The 21,141-nt window shown below is 71.8% G+C and carries 17 protein-coding genes; 11 read left to right on the forward strand and 6 right to left on the reverse strand.

The annotated features are described in order from the left end of the window. Positions 1 to 47: 47 nt before the first annotated feature. Complete coding sequence (locus IF04_RS0119740) at positions 48 to 467, forward strand: winged helix-turn-helix transcriptional regulator (RefSeq protein ID WP_078600508.1); 420 nt, start codon at positions 48 to 50, stop codon at positions 465 to 467. A 129-nt stretch (positions 468 to 596) separates the two neighbouring features. Here the strand turns inward: IF04_RS0119740 and IF04_RS0119745 are convergent, their stop codons facing one another. After that, positions 597 to 1,811, reverse strand: coding sequence for a GTP-binding protein (locus tag IF04_RS0119745; protein ID WP_037960015.1), 1,215 nt, complete (start codon positions 1,809 to 1,811; stop codon positions 597 to 599). A 264-nt stretch (positions 1,812 to 2,075) separates the two neighbouring features. Between IF04_RS0119745 and IF04_RS35860 the strand changes: the two genes are divergently transcribed. Genes IF04_RS35860 through IF04_RS0119770 form a run of 5 tightly spaced genes read left to right on the forward strand, consistent with a single transcriptional unit; the run spans position 2,076 to position 6,401 of the window. Further along, the gene (locus IF04_RS35860; RefSeq protein WP_051831384.1) at positions 2,076 to 3,746 is read left to right on the forward strand and encodes a sensor histidine kinase; all 1,671 of its coding nucleotides are present in this window, start codon (positions 2,076 to 2,078) and stop codon (positions 3,744 to 3,746) included. Next, positions 3,743 to 4,171: a roadblock/LC7 domain-containing protein gene (locus IF04_RS0119755; protein WP_030260539.1), complete on the forward strand. Its 429-nt coding sequence runs from the start codon at positions 3,743 to 3,745 to the stop codon at positions 4,169 to 4,171. The genes IF04_RS35860 and IF04_RS0119755 overlap by 4 nt, the downstream gene beginning before the upstream one ends. Next, positions 4,168 to 4,521, forward strand: coding sequence for a DUF742 domain-containing protein (locus IF04_RS0119760; RefSeq protein WP_030259166.1), 354 nt, complete (start codon positions 4,168 to 4,170; stop codon positions 4,519 to 4,521). Before IF04_RS0119755 ends, IF04_RS0119760 begins: the two co-directional genes overlap by 4 nt. Further along, positions 4,502 to 5,131: a GTP-binding protein gene (locus IF04_RS0119765; RefSeq protein ID WP_030259167.1), complete on the forward strand. Its 630-nt coding sequence runs from the start codon at positions 4,502 to 4,504 to the stop codon at positions 5,129 to 5,131. The genes IF04_RS0119760 and IF04_RS0119765 overlap by 20 nt, the downstream gene beginning before the upstream one ends. A gap of 22 nt (positions 5,132 to 5,153) precedes the next feature. Continuing rightward, entirely contained in the window at positions 5,154 to 6,401 is a 1,248-nt protein-coding gene (locus IF04_RS0119770; RefSeq protein WP_030259168.1) for a cytochrome P450, read from the forward strand. Between the two features lie 63 nt (positions 6,402 to 6,464). On the opposite strand, the gene IF04_RS0119775 is transcribed toward IF04_RS0119770, so the two are convergent. Further along, positions 6,465 to 7,607 (reverse strand): cytochrome P450, encoded by a 1,143-nt coding sequence (locus IF04_RS0119775; RefSeq protein WP_245654458.1) that lies wholly within the window; start codon positions 7,605 to 7,607, stop codon positions 6,465 to 6,467. 358 nt (positions 7,608 to 7,965) lie between these two features. Here IF04_RS0119775 and IF04_RS0119780 point away from each other — a divergent pair, with 358 nt between their 5' ends. Together IF04_RS0119780 and IF04_RS0119785 are read left to right on the forward strand one after the other, a co-directional pair. Beyond that, positions 7,966 to 8,991 carry a cation diffusion facilitator family transporter gene (locus IF04_RS0119780; protein ID WP_030259174.1) on the forward strand — a complete coding sequence of 342 codons (1,026 nt, stop codon included), beginning with the start codon at positions 7,966 to 7,968 and terminating at the stop codon, positions 8,989 to 8,991. A 199-nt stretch (positions 8,992 to 9,190) separates the two neighbouring features. Continuing rightward, positions 9,191 to 10,168: a hypothetical protein gene (locus IF04_RS0119785; RefSeq protein ID WP_030259176.1), complete on the forward strand. Its 978-nt coding sequence runs from the start codon at positions 9,191 to 9,193 to the stop codon at positions 10,166 to 10,168. On the opposite strand, the gene IF04_RS0119790 is transcribed toward IF04_RS0119785, so the two are convergent. Then, a complete protein-coding gene (locus tag IF04_RS0119790; protein ID WP_030259180.1) occupies positions 10,155 to 11,096 on the reverse strand; it encodes an NADP-dependent oxidoreductase in 942 nt (313 codons plus the stop codon). The two genes, IF04_RS0119785 and IF04_RS0119790, sit on opposite strands and share 14 nt — an antisense overlap. A gap of 202 nt (positions 11,097 to 11,298) precedes the next feature. On the opposite strand from IF04_RS0119790, the gene ligD reads away from it, so the two are divergent. Continuing rightward, entirely contained in the window at positions 11,299 to 12,273 is a 975-nt protein-coding gene (gene ligD, locus IF04_RS0119795) for a non-homologous end-joining DNA ligase (RefSeq protein WP_051831386.1), read from the forward strand. Positions 12,274 to 12,351: 78 nt separating this feature from the next. Here ligD and IF04_RS0119800 read toward each other — a convergent pair whose 3' ends face one another. Further along, the gene (locus IF04_RS0119800) at positions 12,352 to 14,436 is read right to left on the reverse strand and encodes a PhoX family protein (RefSeq protein ID WP_030259187.1); all 2,085 of its coding nucleotides are present in this window, start codon (positions 14,434 to 14,436) and stop codon (positions 12,352 to 12,354) included. A 289-nt stretch (positions 14,437 to 14,725) separates the two neighbouring features. Here IF04_RS0119800 and IF04_RS36965 point away from each other — a divergent pair, with 289 nt between their 5' ends. Further along, positions 14,726 to 16,312 (forward strand): vWA domain-containing protein, encoded by a 1,587-nt coding sequence (locus IF04_RS36965; RefSeq protein ID WP_030259189.1) that lies wholly within the window; start codon positions 14,726 to 14,728, stop codon positions 16,310 to 16,312. A 67-nt stretch (positions 16,313 to 16,379) separates the two neighbouring features. On the opposite strand, the gene IF04_RS0119810 is transcribed toward IF04_RS36965, so the two are convergent. Continuing rightward, positions 16,380 to 16,574, reverse strand: a complete 195-nt coding sequence (locus tag IF04_RS0119810) for a DUF397 domain-containing protein (RefSeq protein WP_030259190.1) — start codon at positions 16,572 to 16,574, stop codon at positions 16,380 to 16,382. A gap of 194 nt (positions 16,575 to 16,768) precedes the next feature. Here IF04_RS0119810 and metG point away from each other — a divergent pair, with 194 nt between their 5' ends. Continuing rightward, on the forward strand, positions 16,769 to 18,478 hold the full coding sequence (gene metG, locus IF04_RS0119815) for a methionine--tRNA ligase (protein ID WP_030259192.1): 1,710 nt from the start codon (positions 16,769 to 16,771) through the stop codon (positions 18,476 to 18,478). A gap of 682 nt (positions 18,479 to 19,160) precedes the next feature. Here metG and aspS read toward each other — a convergent pair. Further along, positions 19,161 to 20,924 (reverse strand): aspartate--tRNA ligase, encoded by a 1,764-nt coding sequence (aspS, locus tag IF04_RS0119825; protein ID WP_030259199.1) that lies wholly within the window; start codon positions 20,922 to 20,924, stop codon positions 19,161 to 19,163. Positions 20,925 to 21,141 lie beyond the last annotated feature (217 nt).

Raw genomic sequence — 21,141 nt, forward strand, 5'->3', positions numbered from 1 at the left:
GGCACCCCCTGATCACCCGCAAGGGCCCCTGCTATCTTCTGGGAACCATGACTGGTCAGCGAGGTATTCAGCCGCGTACGAGCCCTGACTCGCGGCACGACATCTACGCGCTGCTCTGCCCCGGCCGGGCCGTCTTCGAGCTGCTGGCCAACAAGTGGACAGGGCTGGCGATCACCGCGCTGGAGGACGGCCCGCGCCGGTTCGGCGAGCTGCGCCGCAAGCTGGAGGGCGTCAGCCCGAAGGTGCTTACCCAGACGCTGCGCCGGCTGGAGGACCACGGCCTGGTCCTGCGGACGGTGTACGCGGAGGTGCCGCCGCGCGTCGAGTACGAGCTCACCCCGCTGGGCCGGAGCGCGCTCGAGCCGCTGGCGCACCTGCGGACGTGGGTACGCGCCAACACCGGCAGCCTCGCAGGAGAAGGTGCCGGTGTCGGACGCGTGGCCGGCGGGCGGACGCCGGCCGCGTGACCGGCGGGACAGGCGCCGGTCGGGGGACGGACGGGGCGGGCGCCGGACCGCAGTCCTCCGGCGCCCACCGCCGTCCGGTCTACGGAGATGCCCGACGAGGGCTGCCAGGCCCGCCGGACATCCCCGGGTTCAGGGGGCCAGGACAGTCATCAAGTCCCAGGCCGGGAACGGGTCGTCGTACGCCGCCCAGGCCGCGGGCCCGTCGGCCAGTTCACCGGCGGTGAGCAGCGCGTCTGCCAGCGCCTCGCGCAGCGCGTCGGCCCGCAGCCCGGTACCGATGAAGACCAGCTCCTGGCCCTGCACGGCGGGCCGGGCATCGGCTCCGTTCTCCTCGGCGGAGTGGCCGTGCTCGTGGTCGTGGTCGTGCACGCCCGACGGCTCGAAGCGGGCCACCGCGCCCGCCTGGGACCACAGCCCGGTGACATCGGGACGGGTTGCAAGGGTGAAGAAGCCCTTGGAGCGCAGGACGGTGCCGTACGTACCGGCGTCCAGCGGCCCGGTGATCAGGTCCCACAGGCGGCCGGGGTGGAAGGGCCGCGGGTCGCGCAGCACCACGGACGAGATGCCGTACTCCTCCGTCTCGGGCACATGGTCGCCGTTGAGCTCGGCCACCCAGCCCGGCGCCTGCTCGGCCTTCGCGAGATCGAACAGCCCGGTTCCCAGGATCTCTCCGGGGTCGATCCGGCCGCGTACGGTGCGCAGGACGCGCGCCGCCGGGTTCAGCCGCCGCAGCGTGGCCTCCAGCCGGTCCGCTTCCTTCTCGGAGACCAGGTCGGTCTTGTTCAGCAGGATCACATCCGCGAACTCGACCTGGTCGATCAGGAGATCGCTGACCGTGCGCTCGTCGTCCTCCACCGGCGCCAGGCCGCGCTCCACGAGGTCGTCGCCACGGCCCAGCTCGTCGTCGAAGTTCACCGCGTCCACGACCGTGACCATCGTGTCCAGGTTCGCGATGTCGGTGAGCGTGGCCCCGTCATCCCTCGCGAACGCGAAGGTCGCGGCGACCGGCATCGGCTCGGAGATGCCGCTGGACTCGATGAGCAGATAGTCGAAGCGGCCGGCGCGGGCGAGCCGCTCGACCTCTTCGAGCAGGTCGTCGCGGAGCGTGCAGCAGATGCACCCGTTGGTCATCTCGACCAGGCGCTCCTCGGTACGGGAGAGCGCGGCGCCGTCCCGTACCAGCGAGGCGTCGATGTTGATCTCGCTCATGTCGTTGACGATGACCGCGACGCGCAGGCCCTCGCGGTTGCCGAGTACGTGGTTGAGGAGCGTGGTCTTGCCGGCGCCGAGGAAACCGGAGAGCACGGTGACCGGCAGCCGGCCGTCGGGCGGCGTGTGGTTCATGCCGAGGACAGTAGCAGATGATAATCATGTTCAACAAGGGGTTCGAAGGCGTCGCGCGGACGAAACGGGCGGCGCCCTCGCCTCCACGAGGAGCGGCACACCTGGTGACGCACCGGGGAATTCCGGTACGGACAGGACGTCAAAAGATTGTCATGACGCGGAAGTTGCTCGCCGGTAGGAAGCGGATAGGGTTCTTCCGATCTTCGCTTATCCTGCGCCCGCAGGGCCCGTTTGCGATGCCGCGACCGCCCGAGGACCCGTTTGATGACAGCTCAGACACCCGCCCGTCCGCCCCTTGTGGCGGCGCTGTACGCGTTCCTCGTCGCCCTGGTGGTGACCGGCGGCGCCGTCCTGTGGGCGGTGCTCGCGGGCCCGGCGGCACTGCGCACCTGGCTGGCGTGGGGCTGCGGCACGGTGGCGGTCGTACTGAGCGTCCTGCTGGCGGTCACGGTGTACGCGGTGCGCACCAGCGCCCGGCACCGCGCCCGGATCGCGGACATGGAGACCGCCGCCGACCGGCTCGCGGACGAGACGCTGCCCGCCGTCGTGGCCCGGCTGCGCGACGGCGCCTCCGTGGACACCGCGCTCGGCCACACCCTGATGCCCGCCGACGAGGCGCACCGGCGGATCGTGGAGACGCTGGCCACCGAGGTCGGGCGCGGCGAGCGGATGCGCGCCGCCGCGATGTCCGCCTGCGCCAGCGCGGCGGGCCGCGTCCAGGCGCTGGCCACCAGCATGCTCGCCGACCTGCGCGAGATGGAGCACCGGCACGGTGAGGAGGTCCTCGGCGACCTGCTCAAGCTGGACCACACCACCGCGCAGGCGGGCCGGCTGGCGGACAGCATCGCCGTACTGACCGGCGCCCGCTCCGGCCGCCGCTGGAACAAGCCGATCGCCATGGAGAGCATCCTGCGCGGCGCGATGGGCCGGATCAGCGCCTACCGCCGGGTCCGGCTGCACAGCAGCAGCACCTCGGCGGTGGCCGGGCACGCGGCCGAGGGTGTCATGCACGCGCTCGCCGAGATCATGGACAACGCCACCTCCTTCTCGCCGCCCACCTCACCGGTGCACGTGTACGTCGAGGAGGCCCAGGCCGGCATCGTGGTCAGCGTCGAGGACAGCGGCCTGGTCATGACCGAGACGGCGCTGCGCAGCGCCGAGGCGGCGGTGTCCGCCAAGACGCTGGACCTGATGTCGCTGTCCGGCACCCGGCTCGGCCTCGCCGTCGTCGGCTGCCTGGCCGGCAAGCACGGCCTGACCGTCTCGTTCCGGCCGTCGGCCCGCGGCGGTACGAGCGTGGTCGTACTGATCCCGCAGCAGCTCGTCACCCAGGCGCCGCCCAAGCCGGCCGGCCGGCCGACCGAGCCCGACCTGCCCGTCGCGGGGCTGCGCGCCGCGCATGACGCGCAGGCGCGCGAGGTGCACGAACGGGACGCGCACGACGCCGGCGCGCGCGAACGCCACTCGCACCGCAGCGACGTACACGAAACCGGCGTGCACGACCGGCCCGCCGCCCGTGCAGCGCGCCCCGCTTCCGGGGCCGGCGCGGCGCGGGAGACCACCGACCACCGCCCCACGGTCCCCGACCGGGACACGGGTGCCGCGCGCGACGGGGGCGCGTCGCGGGGCCCGGACGACCCGCACGGCCGGAGCGCGCCCCAGGACCGGGGCGCGCCGGACGTGCCCGCGCCGCGCGGTGCCGCCCCGGCGCCCGCGACGGAGTACGGACCGAGCGGCCTGCCCAAGCGGCGCCGCGGCCAGACCCTGGCCGGCGCGCCCATCCCGCAGGCCCCGCAGGCCACCGGACGCACCCGCGGCCGCTCCCACGAGGAGTCCGCCGCGCGGCTGCGCTCCTTCCGCCGGGCCGTGCAGGGCGAGGCCCCGCCCGCCCGGCCCACCACCCCCGAAAATGCCCCGAAGGACGATCCCCGATGAACACCACCGACAACCGCCTGGACTGGCTGCTGGAGAACCTCCTGCAGAAGACGCCGGGCGCCCGGCACGCGCTGGTGCTGTCCCGCGACGGCCTCAAGCTCTGCCACTCCCGGGACCTGAGCGTCGACCAGGCCGACCAGCTGGCCGCGATCGCCTCCGGCATCCAGTCGCTGTCGCACGGCGCGTCCGTGGAGTTCGGTGACGGCAGCGGCGGCGTGCGGCAGGCGATGACCGAATTCCACGGCGGCATCCTCTTCATCGTCGAGGCCGGGCACGGCGCCCACCTGGCCGTGGTCGCCGTCGAGGACGCCGACGTCGGCCTGATCGGCTTCAACATGAACGAGCTGGTCGAGCAGATCGGCGAGTACCTCAGTGCCGCGCCCCGCGAGGACGGCGGCGCCGGCCTGCCGGGCCGGCCGGCGTGAGCCCGCTCGGCCCGGACGACGACCCGGACCGCCTCTACACCGTCACCGGCGGCCGCAGCCGGGCCGCCGGGAGCCGCTTCGACCTGGTCACGCTGATCGTGGCCGAGTGCGAGCCGGCGCCCGGGATGCAGTCCGAGCACGTCCGCATCCTGGAGCTGGCCCGGCGCCCGACGGCGGTCGTCGAGCTGTCGGCGGCCCTGCGGCTGCCGGTCAGCGTCGTACGGATCCTGCTGACCGACCTGCTCGACACGGGCCGGATCACCGCCCGCCATCCGCGCACGGCCGCCCGGGCCGAGCTGCCCGAACCCGACCTGCTGAAGGAGGTGCTCGATGCACTCCAACGTCTCTGACGGCGCGGCCGGCGCCGTCTTGGAGGAGGACGTACGGGCCCCGCTGCACCAGTCCGCCGACAACGGCCTGAAGATCGTGATCGTCGGCGGCTTCGGCGTCGGCAAGACCACCATGGTCCGCTCGGTCAGCGAGATCCGCCCCCTCAACACCGAGGAGACGATGACGCAGGCGGGCGTCGGCGTGGACGACCCGGCCGGCGTCGAGGCCAAGTCGACGACCACCGTCGCCTTCGACTTCGGCCGCATCACGATCAACGACCGCAACGTCCTGTACCTGTTCGGCGCCCCCGGACAGGAGCGCTTCTGGTTCCTCTGGGACCGGCTCTTCGCGGGGACGCTGGGCGCCGTGGTGCTGGTCGACACCCGGCGGCTGCACGACTCCTGGTACGCGATCGACCGCCTGGAGGCGCACGGGATGCCGTTCGTCGTCGCGCACAACGACTTCGGCGGCGAGCAGCACACCCTGGAGCAGATCCGGGACGCGCTGGACCTCTCTCCCCATGTGCCGCTGCTCTCCTGCGACGCCCGCGACAGGGAGTCCAGCAAGCAGGTGCTGATCTCCCTCGTCCGCCATCTGTACGCGCTCGCCGCCCAGGAGCCGAGCGCATGACCCGAGTTCAGGAGGGTGCACCGTGACAGACGCCCCGCAGACCGGCTGCCCCGTCTCCGCCGAGGCCGTACCGCTGTACGGCGAGGGGCTGAGCGGCGATCCGGCCCGGCTGTACCGGGAGATGCGCAGCCGGCACGGCGCGGTCGTACCGATCCTGCTGGACGGCGGCTTCCCCGCCTGGTTCGTGATCGGCTACCGCGAGCTGCACCAGGTCACCTCCGACCCTGAGCTCTTCGCCCGCGACTCGCGCCGCTGGCACGCCTGGGACCAGGTGCCGGACGACTGGCCGCTGCTGCCGTTCGTCGGGTACCAGCCGTCGGTGATGTTCGCCGAGGGGCCCGAGCACCAGCGGCGGGCCGGGGCGATCAGCGACGCGCTGCTGGCCATCGACCAGTTCGAGCTGCGGCAGATCTGCGAACGGATCGCGGACGGGCTGGTCGACTCCTTCGCCGGGCGCGGCGAGGCGGACCTGATGGCCGAGTACGCGCTGCGGCTGCCGCTGCTGGTGGTCGCCGAGCTGTACGGCGCGCCGACGAGCGAAGTGCCGGACCTGGTACGGGACATCGCCGAATCGCTGGACGTGGGCGACGGTGCGATCGACGCGCACCAGCGGGTCGCGGACCGGATGGCGCGGCTGGTCCGCGTCAAGCACGACCGGCCCGGGCCCGACGTCCCCTCGCGGCTGCTGGCCCACGCGGCGGGGCTGACCGACGAGGAGGTGGTCATCGACCTGCTGGTGGTGATGGCCGCGGCGCAGCAGCCGACCGCCAACTGGATCGGCAACACGCTGCGGCTGATGCTGACCGACGACCGCTTCGCGGTCAGCCTGACCGGCGGGCGGCGCAGCGTGGGCCAGGCGCTGAACGAGGTGCTGTGGGAGGACACTCCCACGCAGAACTTCATCGGGCGCTGGGCGGCCCGCGACACCCAGCTCGGCGGCCACCGCATCAAGGCCGGTGACCTGCTCGTACTGGGGCTCGCCGCGGCCAACAACGACCCGCTGGTGCGGCCGGACTTCACCGCGTCGCACGCCGACGGCAACCAGGCGCACATGGCGTTCAGCCACGGCGACCACGCCTGCCCGTACCCGGCGCCGCAGCTCGCGGAGGTGATCGCGCGGGCGGCGGTGGAGGTACTGCTGGACCGGCTGCCCGACGTGGTGCTCGCGGTGCCCGACGAGGACCTGGTCTGGCACCCGTCGCTGTGGATGCGCGGGCTGACGGGCCTGCCGGTGACGTTCACACCGACGTACACGCCGGGGCCGGCCTGAGATTCGCTGTCCGGGGCGCGGGCCGTACGGGGCGTACCCGTACGGCCCTTTCGCCCGCCCGCCTCAGCCGACCGGCGTGAAGCGGACCGGCAGCGCGTCCAGGCCTCGGGTGAAGACGCCCTGCTCGCGCGGGGTGAAGCCATCCTCGAGCGCCATGTCCGGCAGCGCGTCCAGCAGCTGCCCGACGCCGGCCTCCACCTCGGCCTTGGCCAGCAGCGCGCCGACGCAGAAGTGCCGGCCGAGCGCGAAGGCCAGGTGGTCGGCGGCGGCGGAGAAGGCCGTCGTCGACTTGAGGTCCTCGCGGAAGATGTTGAAGGTGTCGGGGTCCGCGTACCGCCGCTCGTCCCGGCCCGCCGCGCCGATCAGGCAGGTCACGGTGGCCCCGGCCGGCACCTTGCCGCCGCCGATCACGACGTCCTCCGCCGGCTGCCTCATGATCATGTGCACCGGGGGCGTGTACCGCAGCGTCTCCGCGAAGGCCCGCTCGATCAGCGACCGGTCCTCCCGTACGGCGGCCAGCTGCTCGGGGTGGCGCAGCAGGTTGTGGACGATGCTGGAGATCGCCTTGTCGGTGGTCTCGCCGCCGGCGGTCAGCAGCAGGCTGCAGAACGCCTTGATGTCCTCGTCGCTCATCCGCGTGCCGTCGATCTCGGCGGCGCAGAGGGTGGAGAGCAGGTCGTCGCCGAGGTTCTCGCGGCGCTCCCGGATGATCGGGAGCAGATACGCGGCGAACTCCTCCTGCGTGCGCAGCCCTGCCGCCGCGACCTCCGGGTCCTGGCTCAGATTGCCGAGGAAGCCGATGATCGCGGTGTACCAGCGGTGGAAGCGGTCGTGGTCGGCGCGGTCCAGACTGAGCATGTCGACGATGACATTGACCGGGAAGCGGGTCGCGAACTGTGCGACGAGGTCGGCCCGGCCCGCGTCGCGGAAGCCGTCGATCAGCTCGCGCGCGTTGCGCTCGATGACCGGCTGGAAGGTCTCCTGGAGGGGGGCGCCGCGGAAGGCGGGCGCGACCAGCGCCCGGCGTACGGAGTGCTCGCGGCCGCTCATCTGCAGGATGGTCCGGCCGTGCACCGGCTCCAGCTGCCAGTCGTAGTTCTCGGTGGTGAACGCCGGGTCCTTGAAGGCCCGTTCGACGTCCTCGTACCGGGAGACGATGTAGCTCTGGGTGGGCTCGTGGTGGAGCAGCGGGAAGTCGTCGCGCATGACGCGGTACGCGGCGTACGGATCCGCCGCGAACTCCGGCGACAGTATGTCCGGCGCTCGGTTCGCTGCTCGGTTCGCTGCTCGGTTCGGCGCTTCTCGGTTCGCGGCCAAGAACGCTCCCTGGGAGTGTGTGGGTGAGGTCCTGCGGTCCCCACCAAGATCGTTCCTGCCCGGCGCCCTTTCAAGACCGCCTCCGGACTCCGTTCCGGCACACCGGGTTGACCTGCGGCGATGCCCGGCGGCCGGGGGAATGACAACGGGTACCGATGCAGCCTTTGGATCTTTTGCCGAAGTGCGGTTTCCTTCGTTCGAGCGCATTTGCGGCAGCCATGCCGCCCGACCCAGGAGGGAGTGGGCCATGACGGGGCACGCCCACGCGCACGGTGATCACTCGGGCCACTCGCACACGGTGGCCGCCGACGCGGACCGCCGCTGGCTGCGGGCCGCGCTGATCCTGATCACCGCGTTCATGGCCATCGAGGTCGTGATCGGCTTCCTCGCCCGCTCCCTGGCGCTGATCTCCGACGCCGCCCACATGCTCACCGACGCCGCCTCGATCGTGCTCGCGCTGATCGCCATGCGGCTGGCGGCCCGCCCCGCGCGCGGCGGCTACACCTACGGCCTCAAGCGCGCCGAGATCCTCTCCGCGCAGGCCAACGGCGTCACGCTGCTGGTGCTGTCGGTCTGGCTGGCGTACGAGGCGATCCACCGGCTCGTCGAACCGCCCGAGGTCACCGGCGGGCTGGTCCTGGTCACCGCGCTCGCCGGCGTCGCGGTCAACCTCGTCGCGACCTGGTTCATCTCCAAGGCCAACCGCTCCAGCCTGAACGTCGAGGGCGCCTACCAGCACCTCCTCACCGACCTCTTCGGCTTCATCGCCACCGCGGTGGCCGGTGCGGTCGTGCTGACCACCGGCTTCGCCCGGGCGGACGCCATCGCGTCGCTGCTCGTGGTCGCGCTGATGCTCAAGGCCGGTATCGGCCTGGTCCGCGACTCGGGCCGGATCTTCATGGAGGCCGCGCCCGCAGGGGTGGACCCGGACGCGCTGGGCGACCGGCTGGTCGCCGCCGACCAGGTCGTGGAGGTCCACGACCTGCACGTCTGGGAGATCACCTCCGGCGACCCCGCGCTCTCCGCGCACGTCCTGGTGGCGCCGGGCGGCGACTGTCACAAGGTCCGCCGGACGCTGCAGGAGCTGCTCGCCGCGGAGTACGGCATCACGCACGCCACGCTCCAGGTCGACCACCTGGGCGAACAGGACGGCGGCGGGGATCTCCTGCGCATCGGGGACCGCCAGGATCCCGACGCCGCGGACCAGCTCTCCGGCGCCCACTGCGCCGACACGCACGGACCGGTGCACCGGCCGGGGCCGCACGACCACTGAACGGCCGTCCGAAACGGCGCGTCGGCGGGCGGCGCGGCGCCGGACTTCTGCGCGCCTGTGATGAGGTGGTGATGTCGGGTTACTCGGGACGGGTGCCGATAACCGGGAGGGGTGCCACTACTCGGGACGGGTGCGGATTACTCGGGCCGGGCGCCGACTCCTCGGTACCGGTTCTGGTTTCACGTGAAACGGAGGAGACATGGCAGCGAGCGCGCCGGCCCGCACCGGTGCCCCGCCCGCACGCCGCGTACCGGCCCGCCACCGCCTGCGCGCCACTCTGGCCACCGTGCTGCTGGTCCTCGGCTGTCTCCTGGCCCCACCGGCCCTCACCGCAGGCTGGGCACGCGCCGAGCTGACCGACACCGCCCGCTACACCGCCACCACCGCGCCGCTCTCCCGCGACCCGGCCGTCCAGCGGAACATGGTCACCGCGATCACCGACGGCGTGATGCGCCGGGTGGACCTGTCGACGCTGGTGAACGCCGTGCCGCCGGCCGAACGGCCCGAGGTGCGCGAGCGGTTCACCCGCGGCATACGGGACTTCGTGGCGACCCACATCCGCGGCGTGGTCACCTCGCGTTCCTTCCCCGCCCTGTGGAGCCGCGTCAACGGCACCACCCATGCCTCCCTCGTCACCGCGCTCTCCGCGCCCGGCGGCCGGCCCGTGGTGCTCGACCTGCAGCCCGTCGTCGACCGGGCCCGGGACCGCCTCGTGCACACCGTGCCGGCCGGTGCCCGGCTGATCCAGCGGGTCCATGTCTCCGGCACCACGCTCGTACTGCTGCGGGCCGACGAGGTCGCCGAGGCCCACGGCGCGTACGAGGCAGTGCGGACGCTCGGCCGGCTGCTGCCCGTCGCGGCGGTGCTGAGCCTGGCGGCCGGTCTGCTGCTGGCACCGCGCCGCCGCCGGGCGCTGATCGGTACCGGCCTGGGCTGCGTGGCGGGCGGCGCGCTCCTTCTCGCCGCGTTCGCCGCCGCCCGTGGATACGCCCTGGACGCGCTGCCACCGGCGGTGTCCGACGCGGCGGGCTCGGCGGTGTACGACACGCTCACCGCGAGCGCCCGGCTCGGCGGCGGCGCGCTGCTGGCCACGGGGATCACCGCGGGGCTCGCCGCCGTCCTGTCGGGAGTACTGGCGAGGCGGGTGCGTGCCCGTCGAGCCGTCAGAGGCCGATGACGGTCTTGCCCTGCGCCCGGCCCGTGCGGCTGCGGGCGAGGGCCGCCGGGGCGTCCTCCAGCTGCACCTCACTGGTGATCAGGACAGTGAGCCGGCCCGCGTCGAGCTGATCGGCGAGGATGGACAGCAGCTGCGGCGAGGGGCGGTTGCCGAAGTTGAAGCCGCGCAGGTTGTGCTCGATGAGCATGTCCGTGTCGGCCGCGCCGACGGTGGACACGACCGTGCCCCCGTCCCGTACGACCTGCGTCATGTCCGCGAACGCCGACTCCCCGCTGACCAGGTCGATCAGGATGTCCACGCCGTCCGGGTGGGCCGCCAGCACCTGCTGGGCCACCGGCCCCTCGGTGTGATCCACCGTGGCCGCCGCGCCGAACTGCCCCATCAGCTCCGCGCTGCCCGCCCGCGCCGTGGCGATCACCTCGGCGCCGCGCTGCGCCGCGAGCTGCGTGACGAACGTGCCGACGCCGCCGGTCGCGCCCACGACCAGCACCCGCTTGCCCTCCGCGACCCGGGTCTCCTCGACGAGGTTGTACGCGGCCGTGCCGGCCGTCGGCACCGCCGCCGAGGTCGCGTACGTGACGTTGCGCGGCGCGGGGGCGACCGCGTCCTCGGCGGCGATGGCGTAGTCCGCGTACGAACCGCCGCCCCGGCCGACCAGTTGGAACTGCCCGAAGACCTGGTCACCGACCGTGCAGCGGCGCACGTCGGGGCCGACCGCGACCACCTCGCCCGCCCCGTCGGCCCCCAGGACCAGCGGGAAGGAGTGCGGCACGGCGTCCTTCAGCATGCCGTCGGCGATCTTCCAGTCGGTCGGGTTCAGCCCGGCGACCGCCATCGCGACCAGCACCTCGCCCGGTCCCGGCTCGGGCTGTGGCAGATCCATCAGCTCGGGCTCCGCCCCGAAGGCACTGACTGCTACGGCTCTCATCGTGGCGTTCCTTCCACCTCTCCGTACCCCGGCCCCTGTCCGGCCCCTGCCGTTCCAAGGATCGTAAGCACGCCGGTGCCGCCCGGCGCGGCAGGCGAAAGGGCCATGCCCCGGAAGCAACTCGTACGGCCGTCCCCAGAGCCGTCCCCGGCGCGGCGGCAAGGGGTTTGGCGCACGGCCGGCGCGGTTACCCCTCCCCCTCATGAAGGGCGACAAGGGCGACAAGGCAGACGGGCGCCCCCGCGGCGGGCGCGCGAAGGACGAGGAGACCGTACGGGCGGGCCGGCGCACCGTCGCGATCAGCCGCCCGGACAAGGTGCTCTTCCCCGACGACGGCATCACGAAGCTGGAGGTGGCAGAGCACTACGGGGCCGTCGCCCCGCGTGCGCTGCCGCATCTGCGCGGCCGCCCCCTGATGATGGAGCGCCACCCGGACGGCATCGGGGGCCGCCCGCTGATGCAGAAGAACGCGCCGGACTACTTCCCCGACTGGGTGCGCACCTCCGTCCAGGAGAAGGCGGGCGGCAAGGTCACGCACGTCGTCTGCGACGACGCCGGCACGCTCGTGTACCTCGCCGGGCAGGCGTCGCTCACCCAGCACCGCTGGCTGTCCCGGGAGGACACCCCCAACGATCCCGACCTCCTGATCGTCGATCTGGACCCGTCGGAGGGCGCGGACTTCGAGGACGTGCGCTGGGCGGCGGACCGGGTCTGCGCGCTGTGGGACGAAGTCCACCTGCCGGTCCGGCTGATGACCACCGGCTCGCGCGGCCTGCACGTCATCGCACCGCTGGACGCCAAGTCCGACTACGACGCGGTACGGGACTTCGCACACCGTGCCGCCGAGCTGCTCGCCGACCGCCACCCCGACCGGCTCACCACGGAGCAGCGCAAGGCCGACCGCCCCACCAAAGGCGGCCGCGGCCGTATCTACCTCGACGTACAGCGCAACGCCTACGCGCAGACCGCGGTCGCGCCCTACAGCGTCCGCGCCAAGCCGGGCGCGCCGGTGGCCATGCCGATCGCCCGTGAGGAACTGGACGACCCGGAGCTGCATGCCCGGCGCTGGACGCTGCGTACCGCGCCCGAGCGGCTGGATGCGGCCGACCCGTGGTCGGGGGACGGCTGGCGCGGCCGGTCGGTGAGCGCGGCGGCGAAGCGGCTGCCGGAGGAGTAGGCACCGCGCACGCGGACGGAGCGGGCCGCCTGTCCCCCCACGGCAGGCGGCCCGCTCCGTACTGGCGGATCGGGCGGCTCACACGCCGATGTCGTCACCGTCCGTGCGCCACACGCTGACCACGGACGGGCGGACCAGCGCGCCCGGTCCGTCCGGCCAGTGCGAAGCGGGCTTCTCCACGCTCGCGCCGTCCACCTCGCCCGGGTGCTGCACCGCGACCAGCACCCGTCGCTCCTGCACGATCGGCCCGCAGGTCTCGGCGCCGGTCGGCACGGTGAGGAACTGCCGCACCTGGCCGCGCCGGGGACCGGTGGTGGCCACGCCGAAGAGGCCGTCATGACTGCCCAGGGCGTTGCCGTCGGTGGAGATCCACAGGTTGCCGTGCACATCGAAGGTGATGTTGTCCGGGCAGGAGATCGGGCTGACCTGGTCCTTGGGGAAGCCGCCGAAGTACGTCGACGGGTCCTCCGGGTCGCCGCAGACGAGGAAGAGGTTCCACGTGAAACGTCCGGCCGCCGGGTCGCCGCGGTGCTCGGTCAGCTCCAGTATCTGGCCGTGCTTGTTCCCGTTGCGCGGGTTGGCCTCGTCGGCGGCCGCCTTGCCGTCCTTCCCCCGGTCGCTGTTGTTGGTCAGCGCGACGTAGACCTTGCCGGTGCGGGGGCTGGGCTCGACGTCCTCGGGGCGGTCCATCTTCGTGGCACCCACCTTGTCGGCGGCCATCCGCGTGAAGACGTACACCTCTTCCGCGGTCATGTCGGGCACGTGCGAGGTGGTACCGGTCGCCAGCGGGATCCACTCGCCGCGGCCGTCGAACTCGCCGTCCTCCGGCAGCTTCCCCGACCCGTCGATCTCGTCCGCCGGGCTGTCGCCGGTGAACTTCGCGACGTACAGCGTGCCCTCGTCCAGCAGCGTGCGGTTGTGCTCGCGCGCGGCGGCGCTCGTGCCGCGCTTCATCCGCTTGGCGGAGACGAACTTGTAGAAGTAGTCGAACTTCTCGTCGTCACCCATGTAGAGCACGGGCCGGCCGTCGGGGGTCAGCCGCGGCTCGGCGGCCTCGTGCTTGAAGCGGCCGAGCGCGGTGAGCTTGCGCGGGGTGGAGTCGGGGTCGAACGGGTCGATCTCCACGACCCAGCCGAAGCGGTTGGTCTCGTTCGGCTCCTTCGCGACGTCGAAGCGCCGGTCGAACCGCTCCCACTTGCGCTCGCTGGCGCCGCCCTTGAAGCCGTACCGCTTCAGCCGCGCCGCGGTCTCGGCGTCGCCGGCCTGGTCGCCGTGGGCGAAGTACTGGTTGAAGTTCTCCTCGCCGGACAGCACGGTGCCCCACGGGGTGATGCCGCCGCCGCAGTTGTTGAGCGTGCCGAGGATGCGAGTGCCCTCGGGGTCGGCGGAGGTCTTCAGCAGGTCGCTGCCGGCCGCCGGGCCGGTCACCTCGAACGGCGTGGTGCCGGTGATCCGGCGGTTGAGGTGGTGGCGGGGCACCGCGGTGAGCCGGCCGCTGCGCCGCTCCTCCTGCGCCACGAGCACCGTCAGGCCGTGCGCCTGCAGCCCGATCTCCGCCTGCTCGCGGGTCGGGTTCTCGGCGTCGTACCCGGCGAACATCAGGGCCTCGTCGGTGTACTCGTGATTGATCACGAAGAGCTGCCGGTCCCGCTCGCCCGGGAGGTCCAGCACGGCCATGTAGTCGCAGTTGTAACCGAACTGGCCGGCCTGCGCCTTCGCGGACTGCCGGTCGGCGTCGAACGCCGGGGCGCCGCGCAGCACCGGGTCGCCCCAGCGGATGACGATGTTGTGCTCATGGCCCGTGGGCACGGTCACCGTGTCGGCGGTGTTGGGCGCGACGGCCGGGAAGCGCAGGCCGCGGGCGGGGCGGGCGTGCCGGGTGGCGGTGGCCGCCGTACCGGACGCGGTGCCGGAACCGGCCGCGGCGGCCTGCGGCGCTGCCGGGCCGGTCAGCGCGGCGCCGGTGGCCGCGGCAGCCGTGACGACGGCGCTCGCGCGCAGGACGTTCCGGCGGGAGAGCGCCCCCGCGATCACGTCACCGACGTACGCGTTGCCGCTGGTGTTGGGCGTCTCGTGGAAACAGGCGTCACCGCAGCGGTAGCGGCAGGTCATGGCCGAACGGCCGCCCGGGTGAGAGCCGATCAGCGGCAGCAGCTTGCGCACGGTGTTCCTTCGGGTAGGGGATGACGACGGGTGGTGACGTGACGGTGCGTCGGGTGATCAGCCGTGACGGTATGGGGACAGGCCCGACACGCGGCGACAAAAAGATGAACTGACGGTGAATCCGGGTGGCTTCGGCTCGTACCGGCGCACGACGCGCGGGGTCCCACGATGCGATAGGGGCAGGCCGCTACCCTTTGGTGTCCGTCCTGGTCAGCACGCGCCTCGCTCAAACGGACATTCGCCGCACCCAGCACATACGCACGCCACCACACGCACGAGAGGTACGCCGATGGGCATTCGGAGTCTGCTGCGCAACGCTTTCGGTCGCTCCAAGGCGGCCAGTAAGGAACCGGATGCCGTCGCGGCGACGGAGGCCACCGACGCGGCGGCCATCCCGGAGGCCCGCGAGGAGTCGGCCCCCTCGGCCCCCTCGGCCGACGCGGTGACGGAGGCGGCGCCGGCCGCGGAGACGGAGGTACCGGCGGCCCGTACGGAGCAGGCACCGGCCCGTCCGGAGCCGGCGTACGCGGAGACCGCCCCCGCGGCGGGCGCCGCGGTACTCGCGGCCGAGGCCGCCTCCGCCCCCGCCTCCTCGACCCCCTCCGACGTCCCGGACGTCTCGGACCTGGTGAGAGAGGCATTCGACCGGCCGTTGGCCCCGAAGCCGGATGCTCCGGAGGAGCGGGCTGCGGAGCCGGCGGGTGCGGAGCCGGCGGCTGCTGAGGCGACGCCCGAGGTCGAGGCCGGGGAGCCGAAGGACACGAAGGACGCGAAGAGCGACGAGGTTGCGGCGCAGCACGAGGCCGAGGCCAAGGCAGAGGCCGCCGAGCCGGTGGCCGCCGAGCCCGAGGTCAAGGCAGAGCCCGAGCCGGCGACCGCCGACGCCGAGAAGGCCGAGGTCGAGGCCCCGGCCGAGGAGCCGAAGGTCGAGCAGCCGAAGGCGGAAGCACCGCAGGCCGACGAGCCGAAGGCCGAGCCCGAGCCCGCCCCCGCGGCCACCATCCCCGCCGCCCGCACCGAATCCCCCGCCGAGGCCCCGGCCGAGGCCCCCGCCGAACCGGCCCCCGCGCCCGCAGCCGCCCCCGCGAAGGCAGCCGCCCCCGCCAAGACGGACGCCGCCGACGAAGAAGCCCGTCCCGCCCTCCCCCTCGCCAAGGTCGAGGAGGTCGCGCCCGGACTGGTCAGCCTGTACAAGGACGCCGGTGCGGCGCTGGAGAAGCACGGCCTGACCACGCAGCGCGCCGCCGTCTACCTCGTGCTCGACCGCTCCGGCTCGATGCGCAACTACTACAAGGACGGCACCGTCCAGCACCTCGCCGAGCAGGCCCTCGGCCTCTCCGCGCACCTGGACGACGACGGCACCGTCCCCGTCGTCTTCTTCTCCACCGACATCGACGGCACCGCCGAGCTCGACCTCACCTCGTACGAGGGCAGGATCGAGGAGCTGCACGCGGGCCTGGGCCACATGGGCCGCACGAACTACCACTGGGCGATCAAGGCCGTCGTCGACCACTACAAGAAGTCGAAGACGACCGCGCCCGCGTTCGTGATCTTCCAGACCGACGGCGCCCCCACTTCCAAGCCCGCCGCCGAGAAGGCGCTGTGCGAGGCGGCCGGGCTGCCGATCTTCTGGCAGTTCGTCGGCTTCGGCGACCCCGAGGCCAAGGGCTTCGACTTCCTGCGCAAGCTGGACGACCTCACCGTCCCGGAGAAGCGGAAGGTCGACAACGCCGGCTTCTTCCACGCCGGCCGCGACCCGCGCGCCCTGGCCGACGCCGACCTCTACGCGCAGCTGATGATCGAGTTCCCGGAGTGGCTCACGGAGGCCCGCGCCGCGGGCGTGCTCAAGAAGAGCAAGAAGGGCAAGAAGAGCTGACCCGGCACGACCGGCGAACGGCCCGGCGGCTCCCACGGGGAGCGGCCGGGCCGTCGTGCTTCCCGCCTCAGTCCGCCGTCGTGTACGCGATGAACAGCGACCACGCGGCCGACGAGAAGGTCAGCCGCGGCTCCTCCCCGTCCACCCGCTTCGAATCCCGCACCTGCACCGATCCGGCCTCGGCGGCGACCGCGACCTCCACGCAGGCGGCGTCCTCGTACTCGCTGTAACTCGACGTGAACCACGTCGCCCCGTCACCCATCGCCCCTCCGCCACCCCTCGATGCCGCGCATCGCTTCCCCAGGTACTCACAGCATCCCCGGTCGCCTGCACACCATGCGTACGCGCGGGGGCGGCCCTTAAAGGGGGCGCGGTGACCCCCGTCCGGGCGAGTACGATATTGGCGTTCCGTAGTGCAAAAAATCACTCACCGTAGCGACTTGGGAGCAGCCGGCAATGGCTCGACACCTCATCACCAGCGCCCTTCCGTACATCAACGGGATCAAGCACCTGGGCAACATGGTGGGGTCCATGCTCCCGGCCGATGTCTACGCGAGGTACCTGCGGCAGCGCGGTCACGACGTGCTCTACATCTGCGCGACCGACGAGCACGGCACCCCCGCCGAGCTGGCCGCGAAGGACGCCGGCCAGTCGGTCGACGCGTTCTGCGCCGAGCAGCACGACGCGCAGAAGGCGATCTACGACGGCTTCGGCCTCGCCTTCGACCACTTCGGCCGCAGCTCCTCGCCGGAGAACGTCGAGCTGACCCAGCACTTCGCGCGCAAGCTGCACGAGAACGGCTTCATCGAGGAGCGGGCGATCCGCCAGGTCTACTCGAACGCCGACGAGCGCTTCCTGCCCGACCGCTACATCGTCGGCACGTGCCCGCACTGCGGTTACGACAAGGCCCGCGGCGACCAGTGCGAGAACTGCACCCGCGTGCTGGACCCGACCGACCTGATCGACGCCCGCTCGGCGATCAGCGGCAGCAGCGACCTGGAGGTGCGGGAGACCAAGCACCTCTTCCTGCTCCAGTCCAAGCTGCAGGGCGAGGTCGAGAAGTTCATCGACGAGGCCGGTGAGGAGTGGCCGACGCTGGCCTCCTCCATCGCCCGCAAGTGGCTGACCGAGGGCCTGCACGACCGCGCGATCACCCGCGACCTGGACTGGGGCGTGCCGGTGCCCGCCGACGTCTGGCCGGACCTGGCCGCCGAGGGCAAGGTCTTCTACGTCTGGTTCGACGCCCCGATCGAGTACATCGGCTCGACGAAGGAGTGGGCGGACGTCGACCCGGAGAACCGCGACTGGAAGTCGTGGTGGTACGAGGCCGACGACGTTCGGTACACGGAGTTCATGGCCAAGGACAACGTCCCCTTCCACTCCGTGATGTTCCCGGCGACCCAGCTGGGCACCCGCGAGCCGTGGAAGAAGGTCGACTTCCTCAAGGCCTTCAACTGGCTGAACTACTACGGCGGCAAGTTCTCCACCTCCCAGCGGCGCGGCATCTTCACCGACGCGGCGCTGGAGCTGCTGCCCGCCGACTACTGGCGCTACTTCCTGATCGCGAACGCGCCGGAGTCCGACGACACCTCCTTCACCTGGGAGCTCTTCTCCTCCTCGGTCAACAAGGACCTGGCCGACACCCTCGGCAACTTCGTCAACCGCGTGCTGTCCTTCTCGCGGAAGCGCTTCGGTGACGAGGTACCGGCGGGCGCCGAGGCCGGCGAGGCCGAGGCGAAGCTCGGCGAGGACATCGCGCGGCTGCTGGCCGAGTACGAGGGCCACATGGAGGCCCTCCAGTTCCGCAAGGCCGCGGCGTCGCTGCGCGCCCTGTGGAGCACGGGCAACTCCTACCTGGAGGAGAAGGCCCCCTGGCTGGAGATCAAGACCGACAAGGACGCGGCCGCGCTCACCCTCCGTACGGCGATGAACCTCATCCACCTGTACTCGGTGATCTCCGAGCCGTTCATCCCGTCCTCGGCAAAGGCCATGCGCGGCGCGTTCACCCTCACCGACGACACGGCCCTGTGGATCACCCCGGACGAGGCCCGCTCCCTCTCCGCGGTCCCGGCCGGCACCCCCTTCACCGTCCCCCCGGTCCTCTTCGCCAAGATCACCGAAGACGACCTGGCGGCCTACAAGGAGCGCTTCGGCGGCGAGGAGTAAGTCCTCCGGTCCCGGCCGGTGCCTCCTCGGGGGCACCGGCCGTCCCAACTCCCCCTGAAGCCTCAGGGGTTGACACGGCTGGTAGAATCAGAGCACCGAACGATCACACGCAGAAGCAGTACAACCGCATGTGACGTCAGTACGACAGCTCCCTTCCTCTTCGGAGGACGGGGGCTTTTCTGCTTTACCGCTCCATCTGCTTTACCGCTCCGTCCGAGTCCGACCGTCCATGGCTCCCTGAATCTCTTCAGGGGGCCTTTTGCTTTTCGGAGGCAGTACTTGTCCCACGCTCAGACCGTCCTCACCACCGCGCCGGTATGGCTCGCCGCGACCGGCGTCCTCGCCCTCCTCGTCCTCGCCCTGCTCGCTGCCTATGTCGTACGGCTCGTGGTGTGCAAGGCCCGCGCCGAAGACCTGCCGCACGTGCTGACCGGGATGAGCCAGGTACTGGAGGCCATCGCCGCCATGCTGCCCTGGTCCCGGCCGCGCGACCGGGCCGATGACCCGCTCCCCGCCCCCCCCCGCCGGGCAGCCGGTGCCGCAGCCCGCCGTCCGCTCCGTCCACACGGTCCATTCCGTGACCGCCGTACAGCAGTCCGGGCAGCTGACCGACTGACGTGCGGCAAACGCACGAAGGGCCCGGAACCGCCGAGCGGTTCCGGGCCCTTCGTCTGCGTGCTGCTTACTTCACCTGCGGCTTGCGGATCGAGAGGTGGAGTTCCTTGAGGCGGGACTCCTCGACCTCGCTGGGGGCGCCCATCAGGAGGTCCTGGGCGTTGCCGTTGAGGGGGAAGGCGATGGTCTCGCGGATGTTCGGCTCGTCGGCGAGGAGCATGACGATGCGGTCGACGCCGGGGGCGATGCCACCGTGCGGCGGGGCGCCGAACTTGAACGCGCGGAGCATGCCGCCGAACTCGGCCTCGACGGTGTCCTTGTCGTAACCGGCGATCGAGAAGGCCTTGTACATGACCTCGGGCTCGTGGTTACGGATCGCGCCGGAGGACAGCTCGACGCCGTTGCAGACGATGTCGTACTGCCAGGCCAGGATGTCCAGCGGGTCCTTGGTCTCGAGGGCTTCGAGACCGCCCTGCGGCATCGAGAAGGGGTTGTGGGAGAACTCGATCTTGCCGGTCTCCTCGTCCTTCTCGAACATCGGGAAGTCGACGATCCAGCAGAAGCGGAAGACGCCCTCTTCGAAGTGGCCCGCGCGCTTGGCGGCCTCGACGCGGACGGCGCCCATGATCTTGGAGACCTCGTCGAACTCGCCCGCGCCGAAGAAGACGGCGTGGCCGGGCTTCAGGTCCAGCTTCGTCACCAGCGCCTTGACGTCGTCCTCGGTGAGGAACTTGGCGATCGGGCCGGTGAGGGCGTTCTCCTCGCCGACGCGGACCCAGGCGAGGCCCTTCGCGCCCTGCTCGACGGCGTACTCACCGAGCTGGTCGAAGAACTTGCGCGGCTGGTCGGCGGTGTCCGGCACGGCCAGCGCGCGGACGTGCTTGCCGGCGAACGCCTTGAAGCCGCTGCCCGCGAAGACGTCCGAGACGTCGACCAGTTCCAGCTTGGCGCGCAGGTCGGGCTTGTCGTTGCCGTACTTGAGCATCGACTCGCGGAACGGGATGCGCGGGAACGGCGAGGTGACCTCGCGGCCGCCGCCGAACTCGGTGAAGAGCTCGGTCATCAGCTTCTCGACGGGCTGGAAGACATCCTCCTGCTCGACGAAGCTCATCTCGATGTCGAGCTGGTAGAACTCGCCGGGCGAGCGGTCCGCGCGGGCGTCCTCGTCACGGAAGCACGGCGCGATCTGGAAGTACCGGTCGAAGCCCGCGATCATCAGCAGCTGCTTGAACTGCTGCGGGGCCTGCGGCAGGGCGTAGAACTTGCCGGCGTGCAGACGCGAGGGGACCAGGAAGTCGCGCGCGCCCTCGGGAGAGGTCGCGGACAGGATCGGCGTCGCCATCTCGTTGAAGCCGAGCGTCACCATCTTCTGGCGGATGGCCGAGATGACAGCCGTGCGCAGCATGATGTTGCGGTGCATGCGCTCGCGGCGGAGGTCGAGGAAGCGGTACTCCAGGCGCTTCTCCTCGTTGACCCCGTCCTCGGCGTTGATCGTGAAGGGGATCTGCTCGGCGGCGCCGAGCACCTCGACCGCGGAGACCTCGATCTCGACCTCGCCGGTGGGCAGGTCGGGGTTGATGTTGTCCGCGCCGCGGGCGCTGACCTTGCCGTCGATGCGGACGACGGACTCCTTGGTCAGGGAGCCGAGCGCTTCGTTGGCGGGGGTGCCGGGGCGGGCGACGAGCTGCGTGATGCCGTGGTGGTCGCGCAGATCGATGAAGAGGATGCCGCCCAGGTCACGTCGATTGTGCAGCCAGCCGCTGAGGCGGACGTCCGTGTCGACGTCCGCGGCCCGGAGCTCGCCGCAGTTATGGGACCGGTACCGATGCATCGCTCATCCAAGTCGTCGCGAGTCGAGGTGGGGCACGGGGGAGGGAGGCCGGGGTCGGCTCCCGGTCGGCACCCGATGATCACCCCAGGATTGGCATAACCGCTCCAGGTTACCGCTCCGCTCCGCCGCTCCGGGCTGCCATATCCACGACAAGGCCCTCCTGAGCGCCGCGTGGGAACACCATGGGACCAGGGTCACGTCCTTCGCACTGGTGAGC

The organism is Streptomyces violens (genome assembly GCF_000717745.1).
GTDB classification, from domain to species: domain Bacteria; phylum Actinomycetota; class Actinomycetes; order Streptomycetales; family Streptomycetaceae; genus Streptomyces; species Streptomyces violens.